This is a genomic window from Haloparvum sedimenti, from assembly GCF_001462205.1.
GTDB classification, from domain to species: Archaea; Halobacteriota; Halobacteria; order Halobacteriales; family Haloferacaceae; genus Haloparvum; species Haloparvum sedimenti.
Genome location: NZ_LKIR01000057.1, coordinates 1 through 4283 on the forward strand (window position 1 = coordinate 1; position 4283 = coordinate 4283).

Sequence of the window (4283 nt, forward strand, 5' to 3'; positions counted from 1 at the left end):
CTCAACACCGACGACGCCCTGTTCGCCCTTCGTGAGGGTCCCGGTCTTGTCAAACATCACCGTGTCCAGATTTCGAGATTCCTCCATGGCGATGCGGTCGCGGATGAGCATCCCGTTTTGGGCAGCCGTGGAAGTGTTGATCGCGACCACGAGCGGGACGGCAAGTCCAAGTGCGTGGGGACACGCGATGACCAGGACCGTCACGACGCGCTCGAGGACGGTGATGTTGTACCCGACCGCGACGACCCACGCGACGGCAGTAATCGCCGCGACGCCGAGTGCAATATAGAACAGCCAGCCAGCTGCCTTGTCGGCGAGCAACTGGGTTCGAGATTTGGACTGCTGGGCCTCGTCGACCAGTCGCATGATGCCCGCCAGCGTCGTCTCGTCGCCGGTCTTCGTGATTTTGACGCGGAGACTCCCGTCCTGGTTGACCGTCCCGGCGACCACCTCTGATCCGGGCTCCTTCCCAACTGGTCTGGATTCGCCGGTAATCATCGACTCGTCAACGGACGACTCGCCCTCGACGACTTCGCCGTCGGCAGGCACGCTCGCGCCCGGGCGAACGAGCACGACATCGTCCTCGCCGAGTTCGGAGACGGGCACTTCCTCGGTATCTCCACTCTCGGTGATACGCTCGGCGGTATCGGGCATGAGCTTCGCGAGTTCGTCCAGCGCCCCCGAGGCCGCCCGGACCGACCGCATCTCCACCCAGTGGCCCAGCAGCATGATGTCGATCAGCGTGACGAGTTCCCAGAAAAACGGTGTCGTCCCTTCGAGAAACAGACTCGCGATCGAGTAGACGAACGCCACCGATATCGCCAGCGAGATGAGCATCATCATCCCCGGCTCGCGGTTTTTCAGTTCCGTCCGGGCCATCGAGAGGAAGGGCACGCCACCGTACGCGAAGATCACGACCGCAAGTACCGGCGTTATCCACGTACTCCCGGGGAACGTAGGGGCCGTATAGCCGAAGACGTCCTGAATGAATTCGCTGAAGACGATGACCGGAATCGAGAGGACGAGCGACACCCAGAACCGCCGCCGAAACATCGCCTCGTGGCCCGAGTGATCCGTGTGATCGCTGTGATCCCCGTTTCCACCCCCGTGTCCCTTCTCGTGGGCGTTACCACCATGGTCGTGCTCGTCGTGTACGTGCTCTGCTTCTGTAGAGTGAGCGTGCTCGGCCGCAGCGTGGCGGTGCGCGTGTTCGGCTTCGTGGTCGTTATGTGCGTGTTCGTCCGTGGATTCGGACTCCGTGGTGGCGTCTGCCGCAGTGTGAGTGTCGTCCTTCGGGAGTTTGGACTCCGGCTCGGATGACGCGTGGGCTGATGCTCGTGGTTCCGACTCTGCTTTCAATCGGCAAATTCGACAACAGTAGACGGGTCCTTCGGATTGATGCGAGGGGTGCCCCTCTTTAGAGGGATTTTCGGATGTCTCGTGGTCTGGATTGTTGCTCATGGCGTGGGTATTGGTGCCGTCCCTTATTATGCTGTCCAAACCCTGATACTGCGCGGCGCAATCGAGAGGGCCAGAATCGAACGAGAACGGCGGGGCGTTCGTTGGCGTGCGTTTTGTCGTTTCTCAGGCGGAGGCGGTGTAGCCAGCGTCTTCGACGGCTTTGACGAGTGCTTTGATGTCAGCATCGCCATCGACGCTCGCCTGTTCGGCCTCGCGGTCGGCGGTCGCGTCGGTCACGCCACTCACCTCTCGAAGCGCGTCTTCGACTGTCTGTTCACAGTGACCGCAGGTCATTCCTTCGACAGTGATGGTCTGCGTCATACACTGGTACATACGGGAGGGGAATCTTTGTCAGTTTCTGCTTCGAATCCAAAGTCTATCTTGGACGTGAAATGGCATTCAAAGCTTGGAGTTGGGAAACAATATTGTGGTTCGGGGGTTCAATGGGGAGATATGCGTGATTTAGACGAGACAGACATGGAGATCCTCTCGCTACTAGCAGAGGACGCGCGACGCCCGTTCAGCAGCATCGGTGAGGAGGTGGATCTCTCGGGGCCAGCCGTATCAGACCGCGTGAAACGGTTAGAGGAGGCCAATATCATCAACGGCTTCACCATCGACGTGAATCGCGCACAACTGCGAGCTGGTGTTCCGGTATTCATTCAGGCTGAGATTGGATCTGAGTCGCTGGAACCAGCCCGCAAGCAGGCCCGAGAGTCAGATGGTGTCGAACACGTCTTCATGACCTCTGAGGGGGATCTCTGGTTTTACGCACGTGTCGAAGCTCATAACGTTCGTCAGTGGATGAATGGACTCTTCGATGAGATCAATATAGCAGATTATACGGTCACGCTAATCGACGCAATGGAATGGACGCCATCCGTTGATGGTGCCGAGTTTGCGCTTACTTGTGCTGAATGTAACAATACCGTCGATACTGAAGGAGAGACAACACGGATTGACGGCGAGGTTTATCACTTTTGTTGTCCATCTTGTCTCGCACGCTTCGAAGACCGCTATCAGCGACTCGAAGAAGGGGTGTAGTATCCTTTTAGATTCCAAACTTTTGTGGGTTCGATAACCACCCTCTCGAAACAGTAAATCGTGTAAATATAGACCCCGTATAGTAATACGAGCATGACAAGCCAAACAATACATCTCGACATTACGGGAATGTCCTGCGCCAACTGCTCGGCGACGATCCAGGACACTCTCGAATCCCTTGAGGGGGTATCGGAGGCGGATGCAAACTTCGCCACCGATGAGGGGTCTGTTACCTACGATCCCGAGACAGTATCGCTTCACGAAATCTACGACGCAATCGACGGGGCGGGCTACGGTGCAGTCTCGGAGACGGTAACGATTGCCATCTCCGATATGACGTGTGCCAACTGCGCCGAAACTAACGAAACTGCTCTCGAAAGTACACTCGGAGTCATTACCGCGGAGGTAAACTACGCGACTGACGAGGCACAGGTGACCTACAATCCGGCAGAGGTGTCTCTCGATGCGCTGTACGATGCCATCGAAGACGCCGGCTATTCGCCAGTTCGCGAAGACAGTGGCGATGAGGGCTCGGGGCAGGATGCGCGTGATGCCGCCCGCCAGGCTGAGATACGGAAACAGCTCAGGCTAACCCTTTTTGGGGCAGTATTATCAGTTCCACTGCTCTTCTTCCTCATCGACAGCTATCTTCTCGGTGGTGTGTTCGTCCCTGAAACCGTTTTCGGCGTGGAACTCGGCTGGGTCGAGTTCCTGCTCGCCACGCCGGTACAGGCGATCCTCGGCTGGCCGTTCTATAAGAACTCGTACAAGGCGATCGTGAAAAACGGCCGCGCCAATATGGACGTACTGATCGCGATCGGTTCAACAACCGCCTATCTATACTCTGTGGCAGTCCTATCTGAACTTATTGCAGGTGGGCTCTACTTCGACACGGCAGCCCTCATCCTCGTGTTCATTACGCTCGGTAACTATCTTGAAGCTCGGTCGAAGGGTCAAGCGGGCGAGGCCCTCCGGAAGCTCCTCGAAATGGAAGCCGAAACGGCGACCATTGTCCGTGAGGATGGTAGTGAAGAAGAGATTCCACTTGAAGAGGTCACAACGGGTGACCAGATGAAAGTCCGCCCCGGTGAGAAGATCCCAACCGACGGGGTCGTCGTTGACGGCCAGTCCGCCGTCGACGAGTCGATGGTTACCGGTGAGTCTGTCCCTGTAGAAAAAGAGGAGGGAGATGAGGTCGTCGGCTCGACGATTAACGAGAACGGCGTTCTTCTCGTGGAGGCCACTAACGTCGGCGAAGATACCGCTCTCCAGCAAATCGTTCAGACCGTCAAGGAAGCACAATCGCGCCAGCCAGATATCCAGAATCTAGCAGACCGCATCTCGGCGTATTTCGTGCCGGCAGTTATCGCGAACGCTATCCTCTGGAGCGTTATTTGGTTCCTGTTCCCGGAGGTGCTGGCTGGCTTCGTCGACTGGCTTCCGCTATGGGGGCAGGTGGCGGGCGGCCCGGCAGCGGCGGGCGGCACGGTCACCGTCTTCGAGTTCGCAATCATCGTCTTCGCGTCCTCGATCCTCATTGCCTGCCCCTGTGCGCTGGGGCTGGCGACGCCCGCGGCGACGATGGTCGGGACGACCATTGGGGCCCAGAACGGCGTCCTGTTCAAGGGCGGTGACATCCTCGAACGCGCGAAAGACGTCGACACGGTCGTCTTCGACAAGACGGGCACCCTCACGAAGGGTGAAATGGAACTGACCGACGTGGTCGTCTTCGATGGCGATGGAAATGCGGTGACTGACGGGGGCGAGCCGACACCAGA

Annotated in this window: 4 protein-coding genes; 2 read left to right on the forward strand and 2 right to left on the reverse strand. The window is 58.1% G+C overall.

Going from position 1 to position 4283, the window contains the following annotated elements; genetic code table 11:
- A partial coding sequence (locus tag AN233_RS03235) for an HAD-IC family P-type ATPase (protein WP_141654121.1) occupies nucleotides 1–1461 on the reverse strand: 1461 nt, incomplete at its 3' end.
- A gap of 123 nt (nucleotides 1462–1584) precedes the next feature.
- Entirely contained in the window at nucleotides 1585–1782 is a 198-nt protein-coding gene (locus tag AN233_RS03240; RefSeq protein WP_058365418.1) for a heavy-metal-associated domain-containing protein, read from the reverse strand.
- A 132-nt stretch (nucleotides 1783–1914) separates the two neighbouring features.
- Between AN233_RS03240 and AN233_RS16190 the strand changes: the two genes are divergently transcribed.
- Both AN233_RS16190 and AN233_RS03245 read left to right on the forward strand, forming a co-directional pair.
- Entirely contained in the window at nucleotides 1915–2505 is a 591-nt protein-coding gene (locus tag AN233_RS16190) for an AsnC family transcriptional regulator (RefSeq protein ID WP_080508322.1), read from the forward strand.
- Between the two features lie 93 nt (nucleotides 2506–2598).
- Nucleotides 2599–4283 (forward strand): heavy metal translocating P-type ATPase (locus tag AN233_RS03245; protein WP_141654122.1); only part of this gene is annotated, 1685 nt, incomplete at its 3' end.

Bases quoted from the DNA above. Each gene is read 5' to 3' on its own strand.
- AN233_RS03240 (WP_058365418.1), bottom strand. From the start codon at position 1,782: ATGACGCAGACCATCACTGTCGAAGGAATGACCTGCGGTCACTGTGAA.
- AN233_RS16190 (WP_080508322.1), top strand. From the start codon at position 1,915: ATGCGTGATTTAGACGAGACAGACATGGAGATCCTCTCGCTACTAGCA.